Genomic DNA, 26,375 nt, shown 5'->3' with positions numbered 1-26,375 from the left:
GTTTAACACTAAACAGATATTTTTGCACTGTAATTAAAATGAGATGTCATGGTTAGGAAAATCGATTCTGATTCATCATTCAAATTAAAGTTATTCCCAAGGCGGTCGAAAACGATGATGAAAACCAGAAGCTGTTGGTGACGTTTGCGACAACATCAGCTGGATCTGTCTGTTCACAAGGAGAGAATTTAATGAAAACTGTAAATTTAGTGTTGGCAATAACCATAATGACATTGAGTTTTAATGCAAGCGCCAACTGGTTATGTATTGTCAATGATGCAAAAGGAAAGGTATTCAACGGTACAGGTTCGGACAGAGCGTCAGCCCTTGGTACTGCTATGGAATTGTGCTCAGAAGGCTCTGAGTATGCCAAGAATTGTGTAGTTGTTCAATGCACGCAGCAGTAATTTCATCGACAATACAATGAGGTTGAGTCATTACTATCGCTCAACCTCACGTGTTGTGTTTGACACCCCTACTGATCCCTCTTGAAACAAGGCTTAAGCACCGATTTATCAATTTTCTTCGACCTACCCGCTCTCTTGCGAAATGCATCATCGGTATAAAATGTTAAGATGGCGAATAATGAAAAATTTTGGTACTTTCTCAATGAGCTTGAGCAATATAATCCAAAAGATCTCCAAATTGAGGTATACTAATGTCAGATTCTGATGTGACCACCACCATTTTAAGCAAACAGGAAAAGAACTGGATTCTTGAGCAACGATTTACTCGAATTACGGATCACAAAGAAGTTTTGATTTATCCAATGGGCGCTGAGCGTTATTTGTTCTCTATATTATCAGGAACATACAATGATCGTTACCAACTTAAGCAGGACATAGAACATAAAAACATTCTGATTATCCCAGGTTATGGTAACAGCAGCTTTATTTTTGCCAAAGCCGGAGCACAATCTGTCACGGTTTACGATAAAGACCCTGTCACTATAGCCTGGATGAAAGCTTATAAAAAATATTATCATTACAGGGAATATGACGAACAGGGAACCCCCTACCCTTCGGTTGGTGAACTGTTGACTGCGCTTACCCTTTGGTATCCACCTGTACTGAAGCTACCTTCTGAAGGAATTGCTCTTCACATTCTTTGGCTTCTGAATCCCCGGATGTTACGCCGTAAATATCTGTTGTACATCGTAACGCTGGTTCGCAACGCGATTCGAGCTAAAGAGAACAATCGATATGAATTTGAAAAAAACATCAGCTTTTATGCCGGAGAATTAAAAAACCTGATGCACACTAAGAATAAACCTGTTTTTGACACTGCCTTTGTTCCCTACTTACTTGGGGTAAGCAATGGAATAGAAAAAGCCGAGGATATTATCGGGTTTATCAAAGAAATTACCCAATTGGTACCCCAAGGTAAAGTTCTGGTAACACCGACCCAAAAGAGCAAAGAATTTTACTTTTTAGGGCAAACTTATTTCATTACTACTGATTACCCATCTATTTCATCCATACCCGGACTTGAAGGATTGGTTATCAATGAAGATAAGGAGTGGTTCAGGACCCAGGGTCTGACCGTATTTGCTAATCAGGAAAAGACAATAAAGTCAGTTCAATAGCGTCCTGTTGATCTTTATAATAACCTCAAAAAAAAATAAGATCAGTTTGTTAAACGATAATCATTACAACATCGACTATATCACGGCTGTCCCATTAAAAATGTGACGTCTTTCCGAGTGTGGCGAGGAATCTCCTGCAAGGTTGCACGATCCCATTAAAATGCGGCCATTAAAATCATATCAGTCGAAATGATATAAAAATCCAGGTACATCTTCTGATGACATCATTAAATTCCTTGTAAAAAAACGAGTTTAAAAGGTAATGATAATTAATGCATTAATTCAGATTGTGCCAATTTGCAGGAGATTCCTCGCTACGCTCGGAAAGACGTCAAATTTTTAATGGGACAGCCATGTCGACTATACTGTTTCTAAAGTTTTGCATGTGGTAATATGAATATTTTTGGAAAAACCAAAATGGCAGTAACAATTAAAACACCTGATGAAATTGAAAAAATGCGTGTCGCAGGTCGACTGGCAGGTGAAGTTCTGGAAATGATTGGGCCTTATGTAAAAGAAGGAATCAGTACCGAGGAACTGAATACCTTATGTCATGATTACATCGTGAATGTACAAAAAGCCATTCCTGCTCCATTAAATTACAATGGTTTTCCCAAATCCATTTGTACCTCGATCAACCATGTGGTTTGTCATGGGATTCCGGGTAAAAAAACCTTAAAAAATGGGGACATCATTAATATAGACATCACCGTAATTAAAGATCATTATCATGGTGATACGAGTAAAATGTTTCTGGTTGGCGAACCATCCATCAAAGCAAAACACGTAGTCCAAATTGCTCATGACTGTCTGTTCATAGGAATCGACATGGTGAAGCCTGGAGTACAGCTTGGAGACATTGGCCACGCGATACAGCAATATGCCGAAAAAAACCGCTGTTCCGTAGTTCGCGATTATTGCGGTCATGGAATTGGCCGAGTATTTCATGAAGATCCGCAAGTACTGCATTATGGTGTGCCTGGTACCGGTATGAAGCTGGAACCTGGAATGACCTTCACAATTGAGCCCATGGTCAATGTTGGGAAACACCATACTCGATTATTACCCGATCACTGGACCGTAGTGACAAAAGATCATAGCCTTTCTGCACAGTGGGAACACACCTTGCTTGTCACAGATAATGGTGTAGAAATTTTGACTCTGCGTAATGAAGAACGATAATCGCACGATTAAAAATATAATTAAACAGTTCAAGGACGAACTGTGCAATGAATTCAGACAAAAAGCCAATATTGTTTCCATAACTCGCAAATTGGCTGCATTTATAGATACCCTGCTCATCGACCTGTTTACTAAAAACCAAATGGACCAGGGAGAACATTTTTGTTTACTCGCCCTGGGCAGCTACGGTCGCAGGGAGCTTCAACTGCATTCCGACATTGACTTGCTTATTCTGCATACAGAACCTCTCTCCAGTGACCAATTACACAAAGCACAAACCTTTATTCAGGATTGTTGGGATGTAGGTTTAGAGGTCAGTCATCAAATAACCAGTGTTCATTCCTGCGCTGAATTAGCCAGCAAGGATTTAACCGTTATATCAACCCTTCTTGATATGTTTCTGATTTGCGGCAAAGGAACATTAATGGAAGAATTAATTTATCAAATTCATCCTCTCCATATGTGGCCAAGCAATGAGTTTTTTTACGCCAAGGAGCTTGAGCAAAAAAATCGCTATGCAAAATATGGCGAAACAGCCTATAACCTTGAACCCAACATTAAATATGGCCCCGGAGGTTTAAGAGATCTTCAAGTGCTCCTCAGTATTGGTAAGCGTCATTTCAATATTAAAAAACTGGCCGATGGTATTGGCTATGGATTTATTTCAGAAAAGGAATATGAAAAGCTTATGTACTGCCAGCACTTTCTCTGGAGAGTCCGTTTTGCTTTGCATATGCTGGCAGAAAAAGCAGAGGAACGCTTATCCTTCGATTTACAGGTTAAACTGGCACAGGTTTTTGGTTACCAGGATCAACCGCATTCGTTGGCAATCGAACAATTTATGAAGGATTATTTTAAAGTTATCAAACGAAATCGCGAATTAAATGAAATGCTCCTGCAATGGTTTGAAGAAACGATTGCGCATCATCAAAAGCAAAAAATAATTCAGCTTGATAATGAATTTCAATTATCCAATAACTACATTGAAGTGCGCCACACACAGGTATTCAAACATCGCCCCTATTCCATTCTTAAACTCTTTCTCTGGATAGCAAAACGTCCTGATATCGAAGGAGTAAGAGCTAGTACCATTCGATTAATCCGGGAGTCTTTGTTTTTATTGAATAAACGATTTCGAGATTCGCCTGAATCGACGCAAATTTTTATGAACATACTCCGGACAGGTAATGATCCCTACGAAGCATTACAACGAATGAATCGATACGGTGTATTAGCTCATTATCTTGATTGCTTCGCTACAGTGACCGGTCAAATGCAGTACGATTTATTCCACGTTTATACGGTAGATCAACATACCCTCTTTGTTATTCGTAATATCTCACGATTTACACAAGATGCCTTTACAAAACAATTCCCACTGTGCGCTAAAATTATGCCTACTTTGGATAAACCTGAAATTTTGTATTTAAGCGCTTTATTTCATGACATCGCCAAAGGCAGAGGTGGAGATCATTCGGAATTGGGAGCTGCTGAGGCGCAGTTATTTACCGAAAGACACCAAATCAATAAAGAAGACAGCGATTTATTAATATGGCTGGTACGATATCATTTATTAATGTCCCAAACGGCACAACGGCAGGATATATATGATCCTAAAACGATAGAACACTTCTGCCAACTTCTCCCTCAGCCAAGGTATCTGGATTATTTGTATTTATTGACCGTCGCCGACATATGTGGAACCAACCCTACACTTTGGAATGCTTGGAAAGATTCATTATTGAAAGAGCTTTATAATGCTGCCAAACACATGCTGCTTAAAGAACAAGAACTAATGGATGAAACCGAGCTCATTAATACCCGAAAACAGCTAGCCAGGAATCTATTGCTATCAGAACACATTTCCGATGATTCCATTCAACAACTGTGGAGTCAGTTTAAAGGGAAATATTTTCTCCATGAATCCCCTGAAGTCATTGCACGTCATACCAAAGCAATTTTATCCTGTACACAATTTCCACTGGTTATCATCATGCCGCATCATAGCCAGGGAGGAACAGAAGTATTTATTTATACTCCTCATCGAGATGAACGCTTTACCATCACCACTACGGTTCTAAGTAATCATCATGTAACCATTCAGGAAGCAGCAATTACAACCTGCGATAATCAATTTGATTTGGATACCTATATTATTTTAGATGAAAAAAACCAGGCATTTTTTAATGAAGAACGCTCCAACGATATTCAAAAAGCTTTATGCGTCCACCTCGCAGATAAAGAACATCTTCCCCCGCTTGCGCGAAAAAGACTCTCCAGAGTACTCGCTCACTTTGATATCAAAACACAAATTAACTACAGTGAAGACAACCTGAATCATCACACGCGCTTATTCCTGGTAACCAATGACCGTCCTGGTTTGCTGGCAACCATCAGTAGAGTATTTCTTAGCTTGAACATCCATTTGCATAATGCAAAAATCGCAACTGCTGGAGAACGAGTAGAAGATATGTTTTACATCACTAACCAACGAGGTCAACCCTTATCTAACGAAGAAAAAGAACTGTTACGGCAAAAATTAATTCATGATCTGGCCAGTGCAAAATAATGGTAAATCACCACTTTATCCGAAGCCCAGTGAGGAATTTCAAGCAAATGAGTGCGCTTTTGCACGTAAGTATTTTAACCTCCTCTCCCTAAACCCTCTGCCCCACGCTACATGTGGTGGAGAGGGGATTTGATCGAAATCAGCTTAATTTCCCCGGACACTATTGCGCAGCGCTCGGGATGACTTGGGGAGTTACAAATGATGAAACGGGATGATAAATCATCCTCTCAGCGACATGTTTTAAAAAAATCAGATAATAAACTGGAACACTCATGCTGCATAAGTCCTTCGTCTATTATCACTTTATGGTTTAAGGGATAGCCTTGAAGAAGATTAAATACCGATCCAGCTGCTCCGCCTTTAAAATCTCTCGTTGCAAAGACCAAGCGTTTGATGCGTGCCTGTACAATAAGGCCCGCGCACATCACACAAGGTTCCAGCGTCACAAAAAGAGTAGTATCCAAAAGCCGATGATTTTTAAGCTGTTGAGCGGCTTGTCTTATGGATAGGAATTCCGCATGATCCGAAGGATCATGACTTTTTTGCAGGGCATTTCTACCCACGCCCAATAATTCATTATCTTTGCTCACCAGTACGGCGCCAACAGGTACTTCCCCCTCCGATTGAGCAAGAAGTGCCTGTTCATAAGCCATGTGCATCCAGAATTTATCGTTCATTCCCATTCAATAGTTGCAGGAGGCTTACCTGAAATATCATAGGTGACACGAGACACCCCTACTACCTCATTGATAATGCGATTAGATACTGTGCCTAAAAAATCCCAGGGCAATTGGGACCAATGAGCCGTCATAAAATCTACAGTTTCTACGGCACGAAGGCAAATCACATAATCATAGCGACGCCCATCACCCATAACACCGACGCTTTTAACCGGTAAGAACACAGCAAATGCCTGGCTGACTTTATGATACAGATCGGCCCTATGAAGTTCTTCAATAAAGATAGCATCGGCCTGACGCAAAATATCTGCATATTCTTTTTTGACTTCAGCAAGTATTCGTACCCCTAAGCCCGGTCCTGGGAAAGGATGTCGATACACCATTTCATGTGGCAATCCTAATTCAAGGCCTACCTTGCGTACTTCATCCTTGAATAATTCACGAACTGGTTCTAATAATTTTAAATTCAAGGTTTCTGGCAATCCCCCAACATTATGGTGCGACTTAATAACCACTGATGCTCCATTGGTACTTGTAGCCGCAGATTCAATGACATCGGGATAAATAGTTCCCTGGGCAAGCCAACTGACGTCTTGAATTTTTTGAGCTTCTTCGTCAAAAACCTCGATAAACGTTCTGCCAATAATTTTTCTTTTTTCTTCAGGACAGGTAATTCCCTTAAGCACGGATAAAAACTTTTCTTCTGCATTAACCGCGATAATATTAATTCCCATATGTTGACCAAACATGGTCATCACTTGTTCTGCTTCGTTAAGACGTAACAAACCCGTATCAACAAAGACGCAAATTAATTGCTTGCCTATCGCTCTATGCAACAAAGCAGCAACAACAGAAGAGTCAACGCCGCCAGATAAACCAAGGAGAACCTTTTCTTCGCCTACCTGCTTTCTCACTTTAGTTATTGCTTCATCAATAATATGCCCTGCAGTCCAGGTAGTTGGTGCCTTGCATATATCAACAACAAACCGTTGTAAAATGCGTAAGCCTTGTAAGGTGTGGGTTACTTCAGGATGAAATTGAAGTCCATACATCTGTCGTGATTCATCAGCCATTCCAGCAATAGGTGCATTACGCGTTTCACAGATTATTTTAAAGCCAGGCGGTAATTGAGTCACTTTATCTCCATGACTCATCCAAACATCCAAGAGCGCTTCTCCTTTTTCTGAAGTGCGATCTTCAATATGTTCAAACAATTTGCTTTGACCATGCAGGCATAACTCAGCATAGCCAAACTCTCTGATTGAAGACGATTGCACCTCGCCTCCGAGTTGTACGGCCATTGTTTGCATACCGTAGCAAATACCGAGTAGAGGCAAACCGGAAACAAACAGCCATTGTGGCGCTCGTGGATTGGCATCATGCGTTACTGTCGAAGGACCACCAGATAAAATCACGCCACAGGGTTCAAGCTGCTGAAACTGCTCCTGAGTTATATTGTATGGATGTATTTCACAATAAACTCCCATTTCACGAACTCGACGTGCAATTAACTGAGTGTACTGAGAACCGAAATCCAGTATGAGTAAAGGACGTTGTTTTAAATCAATCATGATTAATTATCCACCTGATAATTAGGTGCCTGCTTGGTGATGCTCACATCATGCACGTGTGACTCACGCATACCCGCATTGGTAACCTGGACAAATTCTGTTTTGGTATGCAACTCATCAATGGTAGAACATCCCGTATATCCCATACACGAACGTAATCCACCCAGTAATTGATGTATTATTGTCTGTACCGGCCCTTTGTAAGGTACTCGCCCTTCAATTCCTTCAGGAACCAGTTTTTCTGCACCTTGCGACACATCCTGAAAATAACGATCGCTGGAGCCTTGTGCCAAGGACATCGCTCCGATAGAGCCCATTCCTCGATAACTTTTATAAGTACGTCCTTGATATAACTCAATTTCACCTGGAGATTCTTCAGTTCCTGCAAACATTCCACCCAACATCACAGTATCTGCCCCTGCAGCCAGTGCCTTACATACATCGCCTGAAAAGCGAATCCCGCCGTCAGCAATAACGGGTATGGCTCCTTTCAGTTCATTAGCTACATTGGATATCGCGCTTATTTGCGGCACCCCAACTCCGGTCACTATACGAGTTGTGCATATAGAACCAGGGCCTATACCTACTTTTACTGCATCAGCACCTGCTGCATATAAATCACGAGCAGCGGCAGCTGTAGCGATGTTGCCACCGATCACTTGCACATCCGGAAAATGTTGTTTAATCCATTTCACCCGATTTAATACTCCCTGAGAATGCCCATGAGCAGTATCAACAACCAGAACATCTACTCCTGCCTCGATGAGTGCTTCTACGCGCTCATCAGTACCATCACCAACACCAACGGCAGCCCCAACACGTAACTGCTCTGAACCGTCTTTACAGGCATAAGGATTATCTTTAGCCTTTTGAATGTCTTTAACCGTAATTAAACCTCTTAGTTGAAATGAATCATTGACAACTAAAAGCTTTTCAATTCGGTGCTTATGCAACAAGCTGCGTACTTCTTCTCTACTGGCACCTTCTTTAACGGTCACCAGCCTTTCCTTGGGCGTCATTACCTGTGCTACAGTCAGAGCCATATTCGTTTCAAATCGAATGTCGCGGCTGGTTACAATTCCAACAAGATTTTGACCATCAACAACTGGAACTCCCGAAAAATTATATTTGGTCATTACATCAAGTAATTGTTTAACAGTTACATCGGGGGTTACTGAAATGGGATCTTTGACCATACCGCTTTCAAACTTTTTAACCCGTCGTACTTCTTCAGCCTGTTCAGTAATACTCATATTTTTATGAATAATCCCTATACCGCCTTCCTGGGCCAGAGCAATAGCCAATCGTGCTTCTGTAACAGTATCCATTGCAGCTGAGAGCAAAGGCATGTTCAAATTGATTGAACGTGTTAATCGGGTATTTAAGGTTACGTCTTTTGGTAAAATAAGGGAATGGGCAGGTACAAGTAAAACATCATCAAAAGTCAGAGCTTGCTGTACGATGGAAAGAGCCATGGTGTTCTCACTCCAGTAGTTAAATTAACCGAATAGTTTACTCCATTTGTAAAAAAAGTTAAACATTTAATTCATAAATATTACATTTTATTATGAATTTTAGGTTTAATTCCGTTTAAATCTCTTGACATCTTGAATTAAAGATTGATTAGCGTGTACACTGTTGGTTAAATATTGTGTTGAATCGAATAATAGGAAGGGTTCAGCGTTGGCTAAAATAATAGTAATCACATCAGGTAAAGGCGGAGTAGGCAAAACTACTTCTTCTGCGGCTATTTCTTCAGGTCTTGCCTTATTAGGGCATAAGACTGTAGTAATAGATTTTGACATTGGTTTAAGAAACCTGGATATCATCATGGGTTGCGAACGCCGTGTAGTTTATGACTTTGTAAATGTCATCAATGGCGAAGCAAGCTTGAATCAAGCGCTGATAAAAGACAAGCGCGTCCCAAACTTATTCATTCTACCTGCATCGCAAACACGTGATAAAGATGCATTAACCCTTCAAGGGGTAGAGAAAACATTAAACGAATTAGCAAAAGATTTTGATTTCATCATTTGTGATTCACCTGCCGGAATAGAAACTGGCGCTTTGATGGCCATGTACTTTGCTGATCATGCAATCGTCGTAACCAATCCGGAAGTATCATCCGTGAGAGATTCTGACCGCATTTTAGGCATATTAGCCAGTAAAACAAAACGAGCGATTGAAAATTCAACCCCGATTCAGGAGCACCTCTTATTAACCCGCTATGATCCTGAGCGTGTTGAGCGTGGTGAAATGCTTTCTGTCAGTGATGTGAAAGAAATACTGGCGATTCCATTAATTGGAGTGATACCTGAATCAAAATCTGTTCTTAAAGCATCCAATACAGGCACACCAGTAATACTTGATGAAGCAAGTGATGCCGGCATTGCCTACCAGGATGCTATAGCACGCTTTCTCGGGGAAGATCGACCAATGCGCTTTATAAGCAATGAACGTAAAGGATTACTGCGTCGCTTATTTGGTAAAAACAAGGAGGAAGTAACAATATGAGTATTTTTAATTACCTCCGTAGAAGAAACTCTACCGCATCCGTTGCAAAAGAACGTCTTCAAATCATTATTTCTCATGAACGTTCTCAACGTAATACTCCAGATTATCTTCCTAAACTGCAAGAAGAAATTCTTGCGGTTATTGCAAAATACGTACATATTACCCGTGATCAGGTCAGTGTCAATCTGGAGCGTATGGGTGATAATGCCGTTCTGGAATTAAATATTACAATGCCAGATGTTACAGAACAAGCTTAATACTATTAGACTTTGTTAATTGATACAGTTAATAGTATCTAATTAATATAAAATAAAAATTCAAGTGATATTAAGCTGCTTCAGGCAAACCAATATAGAATCCTCCTTCTAAAAAATGATCCATCACGGTAGTTTTATTTTAGAAGCAATGCAACACCAGCTATAAAGTCTCGATATTTCATAAAATCCATTGCCCCACCCTTATGGTCTACCGCATCCTGAAATGTCAAAAATAATGACATTAAACTACGAAAACAATGATACAATCTTATTCATATTGTCTAAAAATACCAAGCGAGCCTTTGCGACATGATATTAAAAGATTTAATCAAGACTTACCTAGTCTCGTCTTATGAAAAACAGGAAGCTGTTGTTTATATTGCAAAGAATTCTATTGATACTATTATTCCAAACGAAATGGTCAGATTTATCGATAAATTTAGTAAAAATAAGCCTATAAATAACGCTGAATTTCAAAAGTTCTCTCAGCAACTGTCATCTCTTAATAACCTTGAGAAAAATTGCATTATTCATTTGCTTTTTAAAATCACTTCAAATACTTATGAACAGCATAAGAGTGAAATCGAAAAGGATATTAAGAACCTTGAAAGTAATTTAATTGCTGGAAAAGAACTGACACAACAATCATTAAAAAATGCTACAAAGTACATCGGGTTATTAAACTGCTATCAACTCTTTGCTCATCATGTCTCTACAAGTGCAGGTATTAAATACTTGATTTATCCTGGGATTAGCTCATTTGAACGCTCTTATTTTTCCTATGCCCTACCCTTTTCTATCAATGTGCTGCGATTAGTTGGAAAACTACCGCTCACTAATGATTTCAATGGCATTGATTTAAGCAAAGCGTTTTATCCATTACATTTGAAGGTGATTAAAACCGATAGAAATCCATTAAAAAAGGGGATTAAAAATAGTGATGTATATTTCCCATATAAAATGATTAGTAAAATCGTAAAGGGAAATTCTGGAAATAACACATTCGTGGCTACCAATGGAAAAAAAATATTATTCATACGCGGGGTAGAACATTATTCTCCTAATGCTATTTTGGCCTCAAAAATTGCGACTTTGGTAAGTCCTATTCATTTTTCTTCAGAGCGATTGCTTGATAATCGTTTAGTTGGTTCAAGAGGAATACCTGGTTATGCTGTATCAGTAGCCGATCACAATACTCGAGAGGCAAGAAAAAAATACATCGAACAAGAAAAAAGAATTTTTCCTGGAACAGGTATTATTGATGAAGTAACGAATTTTGTTGGCGAGGGAGATGTAAACGTTGAAAACTATGGATTATCTTCTCAAGATGTTTATCAAAGCCATCTAACAAAAATTGATTTTGACCGTTGCAATGTGACTTCAAAAAAGTCCAAAGAACACTATGAAAATAATATGTTAACATGCCATGAAAGAGGAATTTATCATAACGCTTCTCATGTACAGAGCAACCCCGAATACATCAAGGAAAAACTATTTACTCGACTGAAACTGGCTATGCTTTCTCAAGAATTGTTAAGCTCTCTTGCAAATAAAGCTTATTCGCCCGGGGATGAAGATAAAAGAATGAGAGCAGTTGATGAATGCACGAATAGAAGCACTATTGCACTAGAATTATTTTTTGAACATCCTCATGTCCATACTTTTCTTCACCAAGACCCATCAATTTTAGACCAATGCTATCATCAAATTGCTGAATACATATCGTCTCACTTTGAAGAAGAAGATCAGGAATTATTGCAACTCTCACTAAGAGAGCGAGTTGAGTTCATCAAGACGAAAGCGAAAGAAACTTTAGATATCAATTTAACGCTTACCGAGTATGAGCCTATAAAGCCAGAAACCCATGAGAATTTTGATTTAATTGATGATGAAACAATAGAGCGTCACATTGAACTCGATATAATTGAAGAGTTCCATAAATCAGTGTCTGTGGTCACACCAAATCAAAGTTCATTTTTATCACGTAATTGGATAAAACTATTAGGTGTAGCCATATTAACCATGGTTGGAGTTGGTATTGGAGTGACTTTAACTGCTATTGTTTTTTTTGCTCCTTTAGGCATTGGGATAGCAGGATTTAGCCTTGCAACAGCGGTGGGTTTGGGTGCAGGATTGCTAACTGGCGCGGCTATTTTTGGCACTACAATAGCGTATGATGAGCATCAATTTCGCACATCCCGCAATAACGAGGTTGCAGCTAAAATTGGCAACCTAACACCAAGCCCCAAGGTTGAAAAATTGATTGAAGAAGTAAACGAAGACAAGAAAAAAATCAAGAAAGGATTTGCTAGAGTAGAAAATGAATTGTTGAAAATAAATACAGAAGCAACAACCACTGATCACGACCAGCAATCTATTATATCCAATACAATGAAGAGCTATTGACCATTACTCCTGTAGTTTACGTTTCGCACTTTATACGCGGGAGCCAGGGGTAAATAGATAATTGATCTGTCATTATAGTCTAAGTACATAGCTCAACAAATATAGATTTGTTCAACAACCCCAGATTATTTGATACAAATAAATATGAGGCAGCTAAGCTGCCCCAAGAACAATGCAGAAATCAAGGGGTGAAAATCCGAACACACCGAACCGGTAGAGCGTTATTCTTGACCAGAGTATTTTGACGGCCATTACTAAAGAATTGGAACCAGACATTGTCTGTATTGCTGGAATACTCAGAAGAACTCCAATAGTATATTTGAGTAAAACCAGCTAAATTATTCAAATAGAGCGTTGAATATAAGTTGGGATTGGTAAGGCCGCAACCGGCATCCACACCAATACCTACATACCGCCCTAACTCGCAAATTGCTGGCAAGTACCAGTCACTGAATCCTTGGCTACTCTTATTGAGGCACTTTTGTGCGGCAGGGTACTGCCCTACTGGGTTTTCAAGAATATTGGTGTTCGCCAGCCCATTGGTGAGACTATCAGCGAAAGTGGCATTTAATACCATCGACCAAAAGATAGCAGCGTTATTTGGCCCCTCCTCCTCATCCGTCAACGCAGCCACTTTTCCACCGATACTGCCAGAAGCAGGAGTGCTGTCATCGACAGAAAACAAAAAGCCCCCCTGATAGATGCAGCCATAACCCAAAACCGAAACATTAATGTTTGTAGATGGAGCATTATCAGCACTGACTGTGACTGTCGTTGGCACAGGCTCAGTTCCTGGTGATGTGGTACAGGCGTTAGCATTGTTATCGGGACTGGCTGTACTACCTGGAGTGATGGTAATGTCGCAGGACGCAGCAACATTCAGAGTGCCGATACAACTATTATGGGTAATAACTGTGCCCGTAGGAAATCCGGATGTGCTAACCCGCACATTGTTAGCTGGTAATGACCCTGTATTGACTATTCGAATGCTGCGTGCATTGCCAGTTAGTGCAGGGTCAGCTCCAGGGTTGTTTATTGACAGAGCCAGGTTTTGTGTGAGAGGGGATAAAGTTGTCTGATTGGCAGCCGTTATCAACCTGATGTGTAAAATATTGGTTGCACTTGGTTGATAGCACTGCAGGTAATTACCCAGCTGACACATTGTCGGACCGCCCAGTACATCCCCTTCCAAGGCAGAGCCATTCACGTTGAGTATCAATGTGCACATCCCTTTAGCAGGAAGATAGCACGATGAGATTTGACTGATTCCTGCTACAGGCTTCAGCTCCAGTATTCGTTCTCTTGATGTTTGATTATACACAGTATAAGTAACTTGAGCGTTATTCCCTGGCATAATTGCGATGTCGGTCGGAGTTTGTGGTACAAACGACCATAAGGGCCCAGCTGCCTGTACGCTCGAATAAATCAGCATGGAGAACAATGTGCTGATTAAAACGTATCTAAAAAAAATCCTTTTATTGCTTTGCATGACTTCATGTCCTTATTGTGCATGAGAAAGGTTAAACGATACTTTATTGGCATAGAAATGAAAAAAAGGAATAAAACAATGGTAAAGGAAAATGTATAATCTCTCAACCCTCAGTCATACTCATGGCAAATAGCAGCATGCTGAAGGCTAAGTGATTACCTCAACTTAAACGATTTCAGTTTCAACAGCGCCCTTTTCAATTTTCTTCTTGGAATTTTTAGATGGAGAAGAAGATCGTCTTAATTCATCATCGGCAAAATCATCTACTTTAATAACGTCCTGCCGAGCACGCTCAGCATCTTCAAGCTCTTTAGCCTCTTCAGAAGTAAGAATACCGCAGTTTAAAGCCTCTTCAATTTGCTCCTTGAAAGTAAGTGATTTCAACACATGCTCCTTAGCGGCTTTCATCACTTTTCGCTCAAGCTCCTCTACCGCGCATATTTTATGAAACGCTTCTTCCATTCGACCTAATGGGCAATTAACACCAGGCTTGCTGTACACAAGACGTGTTAACCGTGATCTGGTTTCATTAGGTTCAATTAACATTCTAGCTAATTTATGCCCTAATCGATCATTAGGAATATGCCTTCTGTTACCGAATGGTTTTAAGATCAAAGGCAAGGCAATTCGTGCCCAACGAGCTGGAAAATTAATGATCACACCATGCATCGCATCTTCACACTCATGCAATAGTTGCTGACAACTCCATTCAACCAAGGGCAGATCAGCTGCTGGTTCACCATCTTCATAAAACCGTTTCAACACACTGGATGCCATATACAAGCAACTTAACATATCACCCAGCCGAGCAGAGAGTTTCTCTCTACGCTTTAATTCACCACCCATGACGCCCATGGAAAAATCTGCAAGAAAAGCGAGATTCGCACTGTACTTATTAATGAGTTGGTAATATCTCTTAACTGAACTGGCTGGTGCTTTCGACATATGAGCATCAGTCCAGGCAAACACGAGTGACTTGGTAAAGTTGGCAAGTATGAATCCTGCATGAGCAAAAAAGGCTTTATCAAATTGCGCCAAATCATTATTGCGCACACTTTCCAACTCTTTAAACACATAGGGATGACAACGAATAGCACCTTGACCAAAAATAATCAGGCTTCGTGTTAAAATATTTGCACCCTCTACTGTAATTCCAATAGGTGAGCCCTGGTAGCCCCTGCCTAAATAATTATTGGGTCCAAGACAAATACCCTTCCCACCATGAATGTCCATAGCATCCAAAGCAAGGGCCCTGGCGCGCTCTGTTGTGTGATATTTTAATATTGCTCCAGCTACTGAAGGTTTGGCTCCATGATCAATAGCAGCTGCAGCCATGACCAAAGAGGCATCGATAATATAAGTATTTGCAGCAATTCGTGCCAAAGGCTCTTCTATCCCTTCAAATTTACCAATGGGCTGGTTAAACTGTTTGCGAATACGCGCATACGCTCCAGAAGCAAGAGCCACTGCCTGAGCACCGCCACAAGCACTTGATGGAAGAGAAATAGCGCGTCCTGCACTGAGACACTCCATTAACATACGCCAGCCTTGACCTGCCATAGCAGCGCCGCCAATCAAATAATCCAGAGGAATAAATACATTTTTACCCTGGGTAGGTCCGTTTAAAAATCCTGTATTTAAAGGAAAATGTCGTCTTCCCTTGATTACACCGGGTGTAGTAGCAGGTATCAACGCACAGCTAATACCGATGTCTTCTCCTTTCCCGAGAATGTTATCCGGATCGAACATTCTAAATGCCAATCCAACAACAGTAGCCACTGGGCATAGAGTGATGTAGCGCTTATCCCAATTCAAGCGGACGCCAATGACTTCTTCACCATTAAATTCCTGACGACAAACAATGCCTTGATCTGGAATGGACGCAGCATCAGATCCGGCATTTGGTCCAGTCAATGCAAAACAGGGAATTTCACGGCCATCGGCCAATCGTGGTAAATAATAATTTTTTTGTTCTTCTGTACCGTATTTCAGCAGTAATTCTCCTGGGCCCAGGGAATTAGGTACTGAAATCGTTGTTGCTGCAGTAATTGAACGGCCGTAGATTTTAACCAATATGGACATCTGTGCCGTTGCAGAGAATTCCAACCCACCATATCGCTTGGGAATAATCATACCCAGGAAACGATTGTCTTTGATAAATTGCCAGACCTCTGGAGGTAAATCAGTGCGATTATGAGTAATATCCCAATCATCAAGCATGGAACATAAAATATCTACAGGACCATCCAGAAACTCTTGTTCTTCTTGTGTTAAATGGACAACTGGAGCACTTCTTAACTTGGCAAAGTCAGGTGCGCCGCTAAATATATCGCCTTCCCAACTCACTGTTCCTGCTTCCAATGCTTCTCGTTCCGTGCTGGACATTGCGGGCATTGCCTTGCTGATTATTTTAAACAGGTGTTTGGAGATTAACGCTCTTCGCAAAGGGGTTATCGTTCCTGCGATTAAAACAAGTTCTACAGCCCATAAGAGGGATTGTGCGAACCATCCTGGAGAACCAAAATGAAAGACCAAGCCCATGAATAGCGCAAAGCTGATAGCCCAAACCGATATTGATGCTTGGCGTGTTATCAATATCCCTGCTGCACCAATTGTCGCAAGTATTAATAGTACATGTAACACAGTGTTCTCCTTATTATCAGCCGATTAAAATAACTTTGGGTTATTCTTAAAGTATAGCATCTATGACTTCAATAACCTGTTTAGCAACAGACTTTGGGTGTTCCATTGGAAATAAATGTGTCCCCTTGGTTTTAAAACCTTTTATATGAAAATGCTTGCGCATATAACGTACATCCAAACGATCAACAACGGTACTTTTATCACCATAAACTAATGCAGATGGAACCTTTAACTTTCCTTCATAACTGGGTATGACATGAGGGATCGTTCTATAAATTTTATACTCGATATATCGGTCAAATTTCAAATGGTACCCATCTTCTTTTAAATCCATACCGTAAGTGATGTAATCATTTAAACAGTCATCAGTGAATGTTTTAAATAAATCTCTGGTTTTCAAATATCGAAGCAATTGATCATGATCTTGCCAATAAGCTCTTCTGCCTTTTGTTCTATAAGCAGGAGTCACCCTGTCAATAACACCTAAAGCTTTAGCCAAACGAACCATGATCGATTTAAGTGGGCCAATTAAAGGTGAATCAAGTAAAACTACAGCTCTAAATAAATCGGGGCGTTCAATCGCTGCCAACAAACTTAAAACACCTCCTAATGAATGACCAACTGCAATCACCTTTTGGTTCGCCTGGTGTTCAATACTGGTAATCACTTCATCAACCAGATGATGCCAGTTTTCTGTCACTGGATAATCCGGATTATGCCCAACCTTGTCCACGAAACAGATATCAAACCGGACTGACAATTGATCTAAAAATTGCTTATAACATAATGATGGAAATCCATTGCCATGAGCAAAATGGATTAACTCCTTCATCATGACACCATTTTCTTACTATCAGAGCGTAACGCACTGATCGCAAAACCAAAATAAATCCCAATGCATATCAATAATAGGAACCCAAATCCATAGAATATGGCATTTAATGTGATAAAGGTCATTAATACAAGCAGCATTGGAGTCGCTGCAACCATGAATAATCGGCAGGACTGTTTAAAACCCAGTTTAAATGAAAAAAAGACTCTTGAAAAAACCTGTCCCAGAAATGCCAATACAAGGAAAAAAACCGCCAGTAATGAGTAAAAAATAGCAACAACCACAGGATATATCATCAATTGTGCCGCATATTTTAAACTGTATACAGACGTGCTGTTGATGATACTTTTACCATCGAACATCATATTCATGCCTTTATCAAAGGGCTGAACCACTACTGGGCCTCTAATTGTTTGGTCTGCGCCAACATTCATTATTGATGGCGAAGGAATTTTAATCGACATAGCTTCTTTGTTAACGAGCAAAGTTAGATAAGGATAATCCTTGGTAAACTTGGAAACCGTTCCCGTTGTGTCAATAATTACTGATACCTGTCCTTGATCATTTTTAATAAGATAAGGCATTGGTTTATCAAACTTGGTTTCTCCATTTTGTATATAAATAGTAGGTAAGGAAAGAATTGGCGCAATCAACTGATTATGGAATTCGGAATTAAAGTCAGCACTCATTTTCAAAGAGTACGGAATAGCACCAATCGCAATGGCTAATAAAAGATAAAGAAGCCCGATCCCTCGCCAACGCTTCCCCACATCAATGTATAATCTTCTTGAATAAAAAGACATGTACAGTGCTGACCAGTAACTGTAGACCGGAGCATCAAAAGGTTTTAAGTTATTTTTATTTTTCGCCACACCATTCTCCAATACGCTTACCTGATTGTTGATGAAATACATGCAATTTCATTTTAGGTAACTCTACAAAGATTTGTCCATCTGGAAAGGAGTAATCTGCAGGCAATCGCAAATTAATACGCTCCCCATTGAGAATACTTTTTGCCTGAATCAACTTGTCTGCGCCCATGTCATCTATAAATTCAATTTTTAATTCTATGGAATTGGAATTTTTATTACTGGAATATTGAATGTGCTCTGGTCGGACTGCCAAAGTGAGTGCAGCATTGTCTTCAATCGTTTCTGTCCATTTTGGAGCTGGAAAGTCTACACCTAATCCTGTCTGAATAATCTCCGAATCTTTTTTAAAAACTCCTGTAAAGAAATTAATTGGGTAATGACCGGTAAATCCAGCAACAAACTCTGTCGCTGGATTTTGATACAATTCCTGTGGCGTTCCCAGTTGTTCCACAACTCCTTGATTTAATACTAATACTCGTTCGGCCATGGTCATTGCTTCAGTTTGATCGTGCGTAACATACAAGCTGGTGGTATTAAATTGTTGATGCAATTTCTTAATTTCGTGCCGCATTTCTGTACGTAATTTGGCATCAAGATTCGATAATGGTTCATCAAATAAATAAACTGCAGGTGATCTGACTATGGCTCTTCCCATAGCGACCCTTTGTTTTTGACCACCGGAAAGTTCTTTGGGTTTTCGTTCAAGATACGGTGTCAGATGCAATAATTTTGCAACATCCCTTACTCGTTGATTAATATCAAAAGTGCTCATCCGTCGCATTTTTAATCCATAAGCCATGTTATCAAAAACGGACATATGCGGATAAAGCGCGTAGTTTTGAAATACCATCGCCATATCTCGTTTTGCTGCCGGTATGTCATTAACGCATTGATTATTGATCAGAATAGTTCCGGAGCTTAACTGGTCCAGTCCAGCAATAAGACGTAACAAAGTCGATTTTCCACAACCCGATGGTCCAACAACAACCATAAACTCACCCTTTTTAATGCTAAGGGTTAATTGTTCCAAAATAGAGGTTGTTCCTACTTTTTTAGTAACATTAATTAAATCGACTGTAGCCATATTTATTTTAATCCTTTTTCAAACCAGCGTTGCATTAACATGACAACCATACATGGAGGAATTAAAGCAATCAGCGCAACGGTCATAATATAATGCCATTCCGGAACCTGATCCGCGACACCGGCAAGATAACGTATACCCATAACTATAGTAGCCATTTTAGTTTCTGTAGTAATGACTAATGGCCAAAGGTACTGATTCCATCCATAGACAAATAATATGACAAATAACGCTGAAATTTGTACACGAGATAAAGGTAATACGATATCAAAGAAAAATCGCACTGGTCCTGCTCCATCAAGCTTGGCGGCATCAACCAGTTCCTTGGGAATGGTTTTAAAAAACTGACGAAATAAGAAAGTACCTGTTGCTGATGCGAGTAAAGGTAATGATAGTCCAGTGAACGAGTTCAATAATCCAAACGATGCCACTACCTGAAAGGTAGGTACTATCCTTACTTCAACGGGTAACATCATTGTTGCAAAAATCAACGCAAAACATGATTTTTTAAATGGAAAGTCAAAGTAAACCAGAGCAAATGCCGATCCTAAAGCCAATATTATTTTTCCAAAGGCGATACCAAACGCCATCACTAAACTATTCAACAGCATCACGGTAATAGGTTCACCTCCAGTAACTGCCATACCTTCAGTGAGCACCAGTTTCAGATTTTTAAAAAAGGATGCACCTGGAAGCAAAGGAAGCTGGGACTGCATCATGGCAGAACCTTCATGACTGGCTGCAACAATTGCCAGATAGAGTGGTAACAACATAAAAAGAATAAAAATACTTAAAAGACCATGTGATAACAGGCGATTTAAATGATTCATTCGTAATGTACCTTTTTTTCAAGATATTTGAACTGAGCTAATGAAACAAGAATGACAATGATCATCAATAACACCGATTGAGCAGATGAACTCCCAAGATCCATGCCCTCAAAGCCATCCTCATAAACTTTGTATATCAAATTGGTTGTACTGTTCCCTGGACCTCCATGCGTCATAACCTGAATAATTCCAAAAGTATCAAAAAAACCATAGATTAAATTCATAATTAAAAGAAAAAATGTAGTGGGCGATAAGAGAGGAACGATTATCTGCCAAAATCGTTGCAAGGAAGAAGCACCATCCATTGTGGCTGCGTCAATCAAGGTTGTTGGTATGGCTTTTAAAGCAGCAAAATAAAATAAAAAATTGTAGCTGAATTGTTGCCAGCTTGCGGTTAAAATGACAACCAGCAATGCTTGATTCGCATTATTTACATAATCAAAATGTATTCCGATAGAATACAAAAAATGCGTCAGCCAACCCAAAGTCGGGTGACAAAGAAAACGCCAGAGTATCGCAGCCACAGCAGGAGCAATTGCATAAGGCCAGATTAATAAAGATTTATACACACCCTGGCTACGGGTTCTGCTGTTTACTAAAGTAGCCATTAATAAGCCCAGGCTCATGGTAATTGCCGTAACACTGATAGCAATAATAAAAGTAACCCAGACTGCTTTAAGATAACTGGGATCTTCAAACAAATCTGAAAAATTACTTAAACCTGCAAAGTGCTGATGAAGACCAAAGGCATCGGTATAAAAAAATGATTGCACCAATGCACCACAAGCAGGCCAAATAAAAAACACTACAGTGATAAACAATTGCGGTACTATAAATAGCCACGCATAGAAACTTTGGTGATTAAATTTAGCCATTAGCCAACCATGGAGCGGTAAATGATGTACTAACAGGGTCTGTTGACATTTCATCTTTTAACCCCCTGCTTCCCGAACTTTATGCGCAGTATCTATACTGTTCTCACTAAAATACACCTACTGTTAATGAGACCATTACCCGGTTCCGCGTATAAATCGCAGAACCGGGGCTAAGGGAACAATGGTTAACAGACCCTGATTACATCGATCTAAATAAAGATTATATAGCTATTTTGAATCAATTTGCGAGCGCTAATAACGATTATGTAGTATAAATTATTAATATTAGTATCATTCACTTAAGACGTTCAAAAGGGAGACATCTTTGCGATACATCCACATAGAAAATCCAGGTCCACACAGCCAGTTAACTCTTAAAGAAGGCTCCCAACCTGGATACACTCCCAATCAAATACTGATTAAAGTACACGCAACGGCATTAAACAGAGCTGATTTAATGCAACGTTTGGGAAAATATCCTCCTCCTCCTGGTGAATCAGAAATTCCAGGGCTTGAAGTTGCTGGAGAAGTGATTGCTATTGGAGCTAAGGTACAACACTTTAAACCAGGGGATAAAGTTTATGGTTTGGTCGGTAGCGGAGGCTATGCCACGCATTGTGCCGTTGATTCGTCATTAGCTCATCGTATTCCCCTGCACTGGAGCTACTCTATGGCAGCGGCTCTTCCTGAAGCGTTAACCACTGTTTATGCCACTCTGCTTGATTTGGGCTCTTTAAAAAAGGGACAAACATTGTTGATTCATGGTGCAGGAAGCGGGATCGCTTCTTTAGCAATTCAAATGGCGAAATTAAGCCAAGCAAAAGTCATTACTACAGTGGGACACGAAAGCAAACGATTTCAGGCACTTGAATTGGGTGCCGATCAGGTCATTAATTATAAAGACCAAGATTTTGAAAATTTAATTGAAGACCACAGTATTGATTTAATTATCGATTTTATAGGTGGTGATTATTTTAACAAGCATCTTCACCTACTAAAACCCAAAGGAAAATTAGTTCAAATTGCTTGCCTTAAAGGAAGCAGCGTTGAATGCAACCTCGCTCTGATTATGCGCAAAAGATTGCAGATTATTGGATTTGTATTGAGATCACAGAGTGTAAAAGAAAAAGCCAGGCTATGGAAACTGGCACATAAAAATTGGTTTGAACCTCTGCAGGATCTTAAAGTCAAACCCATAATCGATTCAGAATTCCATCTTAATCAAATTGAACAAGCACATGCTCGCATGCAAGAAGGAAAGCACTTTGGCAAAATAGTGATTCGTACCGATTAAGGTAGGATTTATTCCGCTTTTGATGCATGCTCTAAAGTACGATCCAGCAATTGCGTATAAATAGGTTCATTTCCCACTAACTGCACTATCGTTGTGGAAGTGATGCAAGTAATCATCAATGGCAGTATTAATGAATAATTTTGAGTCATTTCCACAACCAGAACGACCCCTGTTATCGGAGATCGAACCGAGGCAGCAAATAAAGCCCCCATCCCAGCCACGGCGAACATACCTGGATGAATTGTAGAGTCGATACTAAAATATCCAAACACATGATAAGCAGCCAGCCCCAGCAAGGTACCTAATGCAAGCATCGGGGCAAAAATACCGCCAGGGATGCCCGTAGAATAGGACAGCATGGTTGTAAAAAATCGGATAACCACCAGCAAGCATAAAATTCCAAATGCAGGAGACATGGTCAGCGCCTGATTAATGATGTCATAACCGCCACCTACCATTTGAGGATGAATATAAGCGAGATACCCCACCAAAAACCCAACAAACGACACGTAGAACATTTTTTGCCTGGGTTTCAACTTATCCAGAAGGCGTAGTGTTCCCATTAAAACCACATTAAAAAATATCCCTACTACCCCCACGACAATACCAAACAAACAGAACCACCATAAAGCTTTCAAACTGGGTAATTCGAATAATTGCATTTTTATAGCAGGCTCAGGACCAATGATCAGATGCAAAGTTATTGTAGCCATAACACAGCAAATGATGACCATTTTGAAATTGGTGAATGAATAATTAAACTGATTACGCATTTCTTCCATGACAAACAACACTCCAGCAAGCGGCGCGTTAAAAGCTGCAGCAAGACCGGCAGCAGATCCAGCGGCAATTAAAGTATCCCTTTTATCACGCGGAAGTCGAAGCAAGTCTCCCAGCATATCGCCCAGATTCCCCCCCATCTGTATGGTTGGGCCTTCACGCCCCATAACCATATTCGCAGAAATGGATAATACTCCACCGATAAATTTTACAGGTATTAAACGCTTCCAAAATATAGGGCGAACATGCAGAAGAGTCCCTTCAATTTCAGGGACTCCGCTTCCGGATGCCTCGGGAGCAATATGTTTCACCATAAGAAAAGCCACCAGAACCATCATCATAGTCACTAGAGCGGAGATGATTCCTTGAGGCCAACCATGCGTACTGACCAGACTGTAAAACGAATTGATTAAAGCAACCAGACCGGCGATAGCCAACTGAAAAAATGATGCAAAAGCTCCGGTTATCACTCCTAACAAGATCGATACAGCATAAAGAATCAGTATTTTTTTACCCATTTCATTTCACCATATCCATTAAATTAGTAATAATCCTAAGACCAGCCTGATGGGTTAATGACAAGATAGTTTCTGGATGAAACTGGACTGCGTGTACAGGCAACTGTCGATGAGAAACAGCCATAATGATCCCGTCATCACTCATTGCAGTAACTAATAATTCCTTTGGCATGGCTGCTAGACGAGCATAAAGAGAATGATATCTTCCAGCTTTAAACGAATTTCCCAAGCCGTGAAATAAACCTTCAGATTTTAGAACCGAAATCTGGGAAGGCTTACCATGCATGGGGTACTCGAGCACATCAAGAGTTCCGCCAAAGTGCTCCACAATTCCCTGCAGCCCCAGACACACGCCAAATAATGGGATGCCAAGACTGATTATTTCCTGAATGGTTGCAGATAAATTAAAATCAGCGGGTTTTCCTGGCCCAGGAGATAAGACCACCAAATCGTAGCGGTTATTCTTTAAATAGCTCAGAGCATTATCATAACGAATGGTGCTTACTGAAGCCCCGGTCTGCCGGATGTAATTTGCCAAGGTATGCACAAACGAATCCTGATGATCAATAAGCAATACGTTCTTATTCTTACCTGTTTGAGGCAGGCTAATGGGATTTTTATAATGCTGAGGTTCGACATTTCTTAGCAGATCCAGAAAAGCAGAAGCTTTTAAACGAGTTTCCTGTTCTTCTAGTTCCGGGACAGAATCATAGAGTAAAGTAGCGCCTACCCTGACCTCGGCTATGCCTTTTTCAATTCGCACAGTACGCAAAACAAGCCCGGTATTCAAGTTGCCATCAAAACCAAACCATCCTACAGCACCTGCATACCATTTTCGTGGGGATTGTTCATGCTCTTCTATAAAATTCATTGCCCAAATTTTAGGAGCGCCTGTTACGGTAACTACCCACATATGGGTTAAAAAAGCATCTACGGAATCAAATTCTTCCCTTAAAATGCCTTCAACATGGTCTACTGTGTGAATAAGGCGAGAATACATTTCAATTTGACGTCGGCCAATGACCCTGACACTTCCTGCTTCACAAATCCGTGATTTGTCATTGCGATCCACATCAGTACACATGGTTAATTCAGACTCTTCCTTTTCAGAATCCAATAAATACTGAATGTTCTGTGCGTCTTCAATTGCATCAGCGCCTCGTTTAATCGTCCCTGAGATAGGACACGTTTCAACTCGTCTTCCTTGCACCCGAACGTACATTTCAGGAGACGCTCCAACCAAATACTCTCCTTCCCCCAAATTAATGAAAAAGCCATAAGGAGATGGATTGGTGCGCCGCATTTTAGTAAATAATAAAGAGGGCTGATCCGCAAAATGCGTGTAAAAGGTTTGGCTGGGAACCACCTCAAATAAATCACCGCAAGCAAAACGTTTTTTCGCTTTCTCTACAACCTGAGCATATTCTCCGGGAGCATGATCACAGTCCTTTTGCGGTTTATCGGTTGGTGTATAGGGTGAGTAAATTCCATCTCGAGCCAGAGACTCTGTTGATTTACCTTGATATTGAAAATCATAGCGCCTTAAAAACGCCTCTTCTTTGCGGTGATTTACAATATAAATTTCATCAGGTAAGTAGAGCACCATTTCTCTTTGAGCATCATCCCTTTTTTTATGTTGCGTCAGTTGTTCAAATTGATGGATTAAATCAAAACCAAAGGCACCATATAATCCCAAATAGTGTTCCTCATCTGATTTAAAAAATGCAAGCAGTAATCGTATCACACTAAACACTGAAGGCTGGTGGCTTCGCTCCTCTTCGCTAAAGACCCTTTGCGAAGGTTTAATTTTTAATTGGCATGATACCGTCGTGTTCTCGATAATTTCCAGATCATCCTGATCGGACAATAATGGGTAAAGAAAAGTTAATATAACTTCCCCCCGCTGATTTAATGCTTCCAATCTGATTAAATTGTGTTTGCACACTATTGCTAAAGGGGGATTATAAAACCCAATATCCCAGCAGGTATAACGCCCAGGGAACTCAAAACTGGAGGCAAACAATGCGCCTCGGTGAGAATCAATGCGCTCAAGCAAGGACTCAATTCCCTGACGATAATCCAGAGAATGTTGAGAAAACTCGACATGAACGCCCCCTTGGGTTTTGTAATGCTGTAACATGGTAGAAACACTCTATATTAATAAACTGCTATTCATTCTACTTTAATTAAATCCTTCTGCAATAAAGTGCTCTGTACATGACAAAAAAAACTGTCTTGCCCGGAAGGCGGGCAACTATTTGGCATTTGGCACTGCGGTACGTTGAGATAACACGTTGACATACACTAAAAATCACATCATCTCGAACGCCAAAAGGAGTTGATATGGAGTCTTTCAGCGAGTTAAAAGAGAATTTAAACCTAGAAAACAATAAT

At 40.2% G+C, this 26,375-nt stretch carries 20 protein-coding genes; 8 read left to right on the top strand and 12 right to left on the bottom strand.

Translation table 11 applies throughout. From position 1 onward, the window contains the following. Positions 1–191 precede the first annotated feature (191 nt). The 4 genes from G543_RS0104155 to glnD all read left to right on the top strand — a co-directional run bounded on the left by G543_RS0104155 (position 192) and on the right by glnD (position 5,336). The gene (locus G543_RS0104155) at positions 192–407 is read left to right on the top strand and encodes a hypothetical protein (RefSeq protein WP_028383418.1); all 216 of its coding nucleotides are present in this window, start codon (positions 192–194) and stop codon (positions 405–407) included. A gap of 251 nt (positions 408–658) precedes the next feature. Beyond that, the gene (locus G543_RS0104150; protein ID WP_028383417.1) at positions 659–1,585 is read left to right on the top strand and encodes a hypothetical protein; all 927 of its coding nucleotides are present in this window, start codon (positions 659–661) and stop codon (positions 1,583–1,585) included. Between the two features lie 417 nt (positions 1,586–2,002). Next, positions 2,003–2,767: a type I methionyl aminopeptidase gene (gene map / locus G543_RS0104145; protein ID WP_028383416.1), complete on the top strand. Its 765-nt coding sequence runs from the start codon at positions 2,003–2,005 to the stop codon at positions 2,765–2,767. Continuing rightward, positions 2,754–5,336 carry a [protein-PII] uridylyltransferase gene (glnD, locus tag G543_RS0104140; protein ID WP_028383415.1) on the top strand — a complete coding sequence of 861 codons (2,583 nt, stop codon included), beginning with the start codon at positions 2,754–2,756 and terminating at the stop codon, positions 5,334–5,336. Before map ends, glnD begins: the two co-directional genes overlap by 14 nt. Positions 5,337–5,563: 227 nt before the next feature. On the opposite strand, the gene tadA is transcribed toward glnD, so the two are convergent. The 3 genes from tadA to guaB are packed head-to-tail and all read right to left on the bottom strand — an operon-like array spanning position 5,564 to position 9,062. Continuing rightward, the gene (gene tadA, locus G543_RS0104135; protein ID WP_028383414.1) at positions 5,564–6,013 is read right to left on the bottom strand and encodes a tRNA adenosine(34) deaminase TadA; all 450 of its coding nucleotides are present in this window, start codon (positions 6,011–6,013) and stop codon (positions 5,564–5,566) included. Then, a complete protein-coding gene (gene guaA / locus G543_RS0104130) occupies positions 6,010–7,587 on the bottom strand; it encodes a glutamine-hydrolyzing GMP synthase (protein WP_028383413.1) in 1,578 nt (525 codons plus the stop codon). Before guaA ends, tadA begins: the two co-directional genes overlap by 4 nt. 2 nt (positions 7,588–7,589) lie before the next feature. Beyond that, on the bottom strand, positions 7,590–9,062 hold the full coding sequence (guaB, locus tag G543_RS0104125) for an IMP dehydrogenase (RefSeq protein WP_028383412.1): 1,473 nt from the start codon (positions 9,060–9,062) through the stop codon (positions 7,590–7,592). A 208-nt stretch (positions 9,063–9,270) separates the two neighbouring features. Between guaB and minD the strand changes: the two genes are divergently transcribed. From minD to G543_RS0104110, 3 genes are all read left to right on the top strand, one after another. Beyond that, positions 9,271–10,101: a septum site-determining protein MinD gene (gene minD, locus G543_RS0104120; protein WP_028383411.1), complete on the top strand. Its 831-nt coding sequence runs from the start codon at positions 9,271–9,273 to the stop codon at positions 10,099–10,101. Then, positions 10,098–10,358 (top strand): cell division topological specificity factor MinE, encoded by a 261-nt coding sequence (minE, locus tag G543_RS0104115; protein WP_028383410.1) that lies wholly within the window; start codon positions 10,098–10,100, stop codon positions 10,356–10,358. The genes minD and minE overlap by 4 nt, the downstream gene beginning before the upstream one ends. A gap of 309 nt (positions 10,359–10,667) precedes the next feature. Beyond that, positions 10,668–12,764 (top strand): hypothetical protein, encoded by a 2,097-nt coding sequence (locus tag G543_RS0104110; protein ID WP_028383409.1) that lies wholly within the window; start codon positions 10,668–10,670, stop codon positions 12,762–12,764. 181 nt (positions 12,765–12,945) lie between these two features. On the opposite strand, the gene G543_RS0104105 is transcribed toward G543_RS0104110, so the two are convergent. From G543_RS0104105 to G543_RS0104075, 7 genes are all read right to left on the bottom strand, one after another. Further along, positions 12,946–14,253: an Lcl domain-containing protein gene (locus G543_RS0104105; protein WP_028383408.1), complete on the bottom strand. Its 1,308-nt coding sequence runs from the start codon at positions 14,251–14,253 to the stop codon at positions 12,946–12,948. A 165-nt stretch (positions 14,254–14,418) separates the two neighbouring features. After that, positions 14,419–16,896, bottom strand: a complete 2,478-nt coding sequence (locus tag G543_RS0104100; protein WP_028383407.1) for an acyl-CoA dehydrogenase — start codon at positions 16,894–16,896, stop codon at positions 14,419–14,421. A gap of 46 nt (positions 16,897–16,942) precedes the next feature. After that, complete coding sequence (locus G543_RS0104095; RefSeq protein ID WP_028383406.1) at positions 16,943–17,728, bottom strand: alpha/beta fold hydrolase; 786 nt, start codon at positions 17,726–17,728, stop codon at positions 16,943–16,945. Continuing rightward, complete coding sequence (locus G543_RS0104090; RefSeq protein WP_028383405.1) at positions 17,728–18,600, bottom strand: DUF1189 family protein; 873 nt, start codon at positions 18,598–18,600, stop codon at positions 17,728–17,730. The genes G543_RS0104095 and G543_RS0104090 overlap by 1 nt, the downstream gene beginning before the upstream one ends. Next, entirely contained in the window at positions 18,587–19,684 is a 1,098-nt protein-coding gene (locus G543_RS0104085) for an ABC transporter ATP-binding protein (RefSeq protein ID WP_028383404.1), read from the bottom strand. Before G543_RS0104085 ends, G543_RS0104090 begins: the two co-directional genes overlap by 14 nt. A gap of 2 nt (positions 19,685–19,686) precedes the next feature. Further along, on the bottom strand, positions 19,687–20,514 hold the full coding sequence (gene ugpE, locus G543_RS0104080; protein ID WP_028383403.1) for a sn-glycerol-3-phosphate ABC transporter permease UgpE: 828 nt from the start codon (positions 20,512–20,514) through the stop codon (positions 19,687–19,689). Next, on the bottom strand, positions 20,511–21,389 hold the full coding sequence (locus tag G543_RS0104075; RefSeq protein ID WP_028383402.1) for an ABC transporter permease subunit: 879 nt from the start codon (positions 21,387–21,389) through the stop codon (positions 20,511–20,513). The genes ugpE and G543_RS0104075 overlap by 4 nt, the downstream gene beginning before the upstream one ends. A 325-nt stretch (positions 21,390–21,714) precedes the next feature. Between G543_RS0104075 and G543_RS0104070 the strand changes: the two genes are divergently transcribed. Continuing rightward, positions 21,715–22,683 carry an NAD(P)H-quinone oxidoreductase gene (locus tag G543_RS0104070; RefSeq protein ID WP_028383401.1) on the top strand — a complete coding sequence of 323 codons (969 nt, stop codon included), beginning with the start codon at positions 21,715–21,717 and terminating at the stop codon, positions 22,681–22,683. Between the two features lie 8 nt (positions 22,684–22,691). On the opposite strand, the gene clcA is transcribed toward G543_RS0104070, so the two are convergent. Together clcA and G543_RS0104060 are read right to left on the bottom strand one after the other, a co-directional pair. Beyond that, a complete protein-coding gene (gene clcA / locus G543_RS0104065) occupies positions 22,692–23,981 on the bottom strand; it encodes a H(+)/Cl(-) exchange transporter ClcA (protein ID WP_028383400.1) in 1,290 nt (429 codons plus the stop codon). A 1-nt stretch (position 23,982) separates the two neighbouring features. Then, entirely contained in the window at positions 23,983–26,121 is a 2,139-nt protein-coding gene (locus tag G543_RS0104060; RefSeq protein WP_028383399.1) for an anthranilate synthase component I, read from the bottom strand. Between the last annotated feature and the right edge of the window lie 254 nt (positions 26,122–26,375).

Source organism: Legionella moravica DSM 19234, from assembly GCF_000423305.1.
GTDB classification, from domain to species: Bacteria; Pseudomonadota; Gammaproteobacteria; order Legionellales; family Legionellaceae; genus Legionella; species Legionella moravica.
Note: the sequence above shows the minus strand (reverse complement) of the source record. Positions and strands in the feature narration are given on the sequence as shown.